Raw genomic sequence first — 4,258 nt, forward strand, 5'->3', positions numbered from 1 at the left:
GGCACCCAAAATAGGAACCGCCGTATGCGGAACCGCATGTACGGTGGTGTGAGAGGTCGGTGAACACGAAAGTAGGAAATAAACACCTATGATTAGTGTTTACCTCCTACTCGATTCCTTTTATACGAGGTAGATTTTCGCAATCTCGCTCTATTTTGAACCTAATCATCAAGTTGCTCTATTTTCTACCCTAATTTTAGTATCTTTGCATCAACGTATGTTGATTGTTATTTGATAATGGGGAAAATAAAAATAGTGAAAGGCGAGTTTGCCAAACAACTCTCATTGCAGATAGCTCCTGCTATCAAGGCTGGCTTTCCAAGTCCGGCAGAAGATTATTTACAAGACAGGATTGACTTTAATCGGGATTTGATAAAACATCCCGAAGCTACGTTCTATGGGCGTGTGTCGGGCGACTCCATGATAGGAGTAGGCATCTATGACGGTGACATCGCTGTGATTGATCGGGCTGAAGAACCAAAGGATAAAGATATTGTCGTGGCTTATGTGAATGGCGAGTTTACCTTAAAATTCTTGAATACAGCGCATGCCCAAGAAGGATATATTGAGTTGATGCCTGCCAATGAGAATTTTAAGCCCATTAAGGTTGTCAATGATGACGATTTTGAAATATGGGGCGTTGTTACCTTTGTCATCAAGAATTGTAAAAATCTCAATGTATTACGCGATTTGTGATTGTGACAGCTGCTATGTGAGTTGTGAGCGCGTGTTCCGCCCCGACCTCAAACATAAGCCCGTTGTTGTGTTAAGCAACAACGATGGATGCGTTGTAGCCCGCAGTAAGGAAGCTAAACGGATGGGAATACCAGCTGGCATGCCCTATTATCAACTCAAGGAGCAATATCCTGATAATGAGATTGCCGTTTTTTCCAGCAATTACGAATTATATGGTGAACTTACGGCACGGGTGATGCAGCTCATTCGAGAGGCGTCACCTCAGAGTTTCCGATATTCCATCGATGAGTGTTTCTGTGTCTTGCCCGATATGAGTTTTACAGATTTGAAACAGTGGGGCGAGTCTTTGTGTCATCGCATACTAAAATATACGGGAATGCCTATTAGTATTGGGATAGCGCATACCAAGACTTTGGCAAAAATGGCAAGTCATTATGCGAAGAAATATGAGGGGTATCAGCATTGTTGTATCATTGATACAGATGAGAAACGGACAAAAGCACTGCAACAATACCCCATTAGTGAGGTGTGGGGTATCGGACGTCGTCATGCCACGAAATTAGAGTCCATGGGCATTCATTCGGCTTATGATTTTGCCATGCATGACAAGTCGTGGATACGTTCACTTTTTACGGTGGTTGGCATGCGCACTTGGCAGGAGCTTTGGGGAGAGGATTGTGTGCCAATAGATGAGATGACGCATAAGAAAAGTATCTGTACCAGTAGAAGCTTTACTGGTATGTTGGCGGAGTATGATGCTGTGCGTACTCACATTGCCAACTTTGCCGCACGGTGTGCATATAAACTTCGGCAACAGCAATCTGTTGCTTCTGTGGTGAGTGTCTTTGTACACACCAATCGTTTCCGTGAAGATTTGGATCAATATTGGAATTCCACTTCTGTACAATTGCTCACTCCTTCAAATTCCACGCAGGTCATTGTGCAGGCGGCAGCGCAAGGGTTGCAACACATTTTCGCCAGTGGATATCAATACAAGAAAGCTGGAGTTGTGGTTATGGGACTTCAGTCGGATGCTGCGATACAAACTAATTTCTTGGATTTCCACGCTACTCAAATGGAAAAGCACATCAAATTAGATCAAGCTGTAGATCGTCTGAACAAACTCATGGGTACGGAAACCGTTAAACTGGGAGCTCAGCAGTACAAGCAAAGACAACAAAATGGCAAGGCTATAGTGTTTGCAGATGCGATACAGCATGTTTTTAAGAGCAAAAATCCAACCACTCGTTGGAGCGACATCATGGAGTTGAAATAGTTTGAAAATCAACCACTTATCCTTCGTCAGATTGTAAGCATGAGTTAACCTCCTTAACCCATGCACTTAACGCTCCAATCTCCATGGGTTAAGCCCCTTATCTCCATGGGTTAATTTTGGCACTTCTATCTCATTGTATTTTCTGTCTATTTCTCCATTCCTAAAACTTACACGTGCGTATATTCAAACTGCATATAGTGCAATGTAAAGTTTGGGTAATTAGAGTTTTTTATGTACTTTCGCAATAAAGAGCGAAAAATGTTAGGCAAGGCTAATCCGAAAGGAGTATAAGACGTATCACGCAATTACTCCTTGAACACAGTGAGTGGCTTGATGTGTCACCCTATAAAAAGGTTTTAATTTTCTTCCAAACCAAAAATAACTATCCTTGCATTTAATCACTCTTTGAAGAATGGATGCTCGCTTGTAAAAACAATATATGATAAGTAAATCCCTAAAGGCAAAACCTTTTATCAAATGGGTTGGAGGTAAAACTCAATTGATAGACCAAATAGATAAGCAGCTCCCAATTGATTTTGACAATTGGGAAAATGTAACGTACATAGAACCTTTTATAGGTGGAGGGGTAATGCTTTTTTATATGCTGAGGCAGCATCCAAATATTAAACGGGCTGTAATCAACGACATTAATTCAGACTTGATTACTTGCTACAAAACAGTCCGTGACAATGTAGAGCAGTTGATTCCTGACTTACGGGAAATACAAGGGCAATATTACTCTTTGCGCAACATGGCGGCTAAACGTGAGATGTTTATGGCTGTTCGCCAACGATACAATGAGAAAAACTTGACCAGATAGAGAACACTACAAAAATTGCATGAAAAAAGGGACTCAAGAATATCAAGTAATAGAAGCTTTAAGAAAAGAAGGTGGGTTTGCAACTCTTCGCAGACTTAACGAAATTGTTGATTTTTCGTCATGGAAAACAAAAACACCAGAAGCTTCAGTAAGGAGAATAGTTCAAAATAGCCAATCTATTTTTAGAATACAATCGGGGCTTTGGGCTTTGGAAGATTGTCGAAAAGTAGTTCTTAAAAAGTTTAATATAAAAGAAGGAGACAAATATAGTGAAGAGCAATTTAGTCATGGATATTATCAAGGCTTGCTCGTTGAAATTGGAAAATATAGGAACAAGAAGACTTATATTCCGTCACAAGATAAGAATAGAATGTTTCTTGACAAGCACTTATGTGAAGTCGCTGATACCTATACTATCCCCTCTTTTACCTATGATTATTTGTTGAGAAAGGCAAGGACTGTAGATGTAATATGGTTCAACGAACGTGAAATGCCTTCTGATTTTTATGAAGTTGAGCATACGACAGACATTAAGAATTCGTTATCCAAGTTTTATGAGTTGCAGGATTTCTTCTCTAATTTCTATATAGTGGCAGATATATGTCGCAAAAAAGAGTTCTACGACAAGATAAATGCTTCTATGTTTAACGACATAAAGTCTCGTGTGCAATTTATAGATTATGAAAGAGTAGTCGCTATGCACACGGGTTTGAAATGTGTAAATATGAATAATTGGCAAATTATTTAACTATGAATGAATATGTTTTTTATACAACAGAAGGAACAACGTTACCCCCTGATAAAGATGAAGATGTTGATAATTGTCAAATATTAGGATTTGTTGAAGCCAAGAACAATTCTGAAGCGATGGATTTGTTACTCACAAATAATCCATGGATTATTGAAGCAGGTTTTTCTATGAGAGAAATTATGGTAAAGCAAGTTTTAACAACAGAACAAATAAAAGACATTCAAACTATTGTCGATTATAATTGGACAGGCGAAGAGAAACATTATGAAGAATATTGTGAATATCCCAAGAAGCATATATTTGAAGTGCTAAAACGATTAAAGCAAATATGTACATCTCTTTAAGCTTCAAAGGGAGTTTGATTTCAAATTCGACATGATATTTGCGGATCGTCCATACTTCTTATCTGGAGGAGGCATTAGCTACCAAAGTGGAAAAGTTGTGTGTGTGGATAAGGGAGATTGGGACAAGCCTGTTACTTCTGAAGAGTTAGACGCATTTAATTTGCGTTGGTTGACGGCAGTTCGTGAACACATGAAAGACAATGCTACCATCTGGATTTCTGGAACTCACCATAATATTTTCAGTGTGCAGCAACAATTGTTAAAATTGGGCTTCAAGGTGTTGAATATCATTACGAGACCTCTGCAAAACCTTACCCCATCCTCTATCATTCTTGTTTTTGAGCACTATTGGCTCACCCGCAGTCAATATT

General features: G+C 39.3%; 4 protein-coding genes and 2 pseudogenes. All 6 read left to right on the plus strand.

The genetic code is table 11. The features are described 5' to 3' along the window. Nucleotides 1-237 precede the first annotated feature (237 nt). Nucleotides 238-696 (plus strand): LexA family protein, encoded by a 459-nt coding sequence (locus tag DEM91_RS12120; RefSeq protein ID WP_025071454.1) that lies wholly within the window; start codon nucleotides 238-240, stop codon nucleotides 694-696. Further along, a complete protein-coding gene (locus DEM91_RS12125) occupies nucleotides 677-1,972 on the plus strand; it encodes a Y-family DNA polymerase (RefSeq protein WP_249859084.1) in 1,296 nt (431 codons plus the stop codon). Before DEM91_RS12120 ends, DEM91_RS12125 begins: the two co-directional genes overlap by 20 nt. Nucleotides 1,973-2,411: 439 nt before the next feature. Beyond that, nucleotides 2,412-2,803, plus strand: a pseudogene (locus DEM91_RS12130) (DNA adenine methylase); the annotation flags it as partial. Between the two features lie 8 nt (nucleotides 2,804-2,811). Then, complete coding sequence (locus DEM91_RS12135; protein ID WP_025071457.1) at nucleotides 2,812-3,540, plus strand: hypothetical protein; 729 nt, start codon at nucleotides 2,812-2,814, stop codon at nucleotides 3,538-3,540. Nucleotides 3,541-3,542: 2 nt separating this feature from the next. After that, a complete protein-coding gene (locus DEM91_RS12140; RefSeq protein ID WP_249859085.1) occupies nucleotides 3,543-3,887 on the plus strand; it encodes a hypothetical protein in 345 nt (114 codons plus the stop codon). Continuing rightward, nucleotides 3,886-4,258, plus strand: a pseudogene (locus tag DEM91_RS12145) (DNA methyltransferase); the annotation flags it as partial. The gene DEM91_RS12140 and the pseudogene DEM91_RS12145, both read left to right, overlap by 2 nt.

Origin of the sequence: Prevotella sp. TCVGH, assembly GCF_023522295.1 — a bacterium.
Taxonomy (GTDB): Bacteria; Bacteroidota; Bacteroidia; order Bacteroidales; family Bacteroidaceae; genus Prevotella; species Prevotella timonensis.

What these genes read in the sequence shown, in the direction of transcription:
- DEM91_RS12120 (WP_025071454.1), top strand. Translation starts at nt 238, where the DNA reads ATGGGGAAAATAAAAATAGTGAAAGGCGAGTTTGCCAAACAACTCTCA.
- DEM91_RS12125 (WP_249859084.1), top strand. Translation starts at nt 677, where the DNA reads ATGTATTACGCGATTTGTGATTGTGACAGCTGCTATGTGAGTTGTGAG.
- DEM91_RS12135 (WP_025071457.1), top strand. Translation starts at nt 2,812, where the DNA reads ATGAAAAAAGGGACTCAAGAATATCAAGTAATAGAAGCTTTAAGAAAA.
- DEM91_RS12140 (WP_249859085.1), top strand. Translation starts at nt 3,543, where the DNA reads ATGAATGAATATGTTTTTTATACAACAGAAGGAACAACGTTACCCCCT.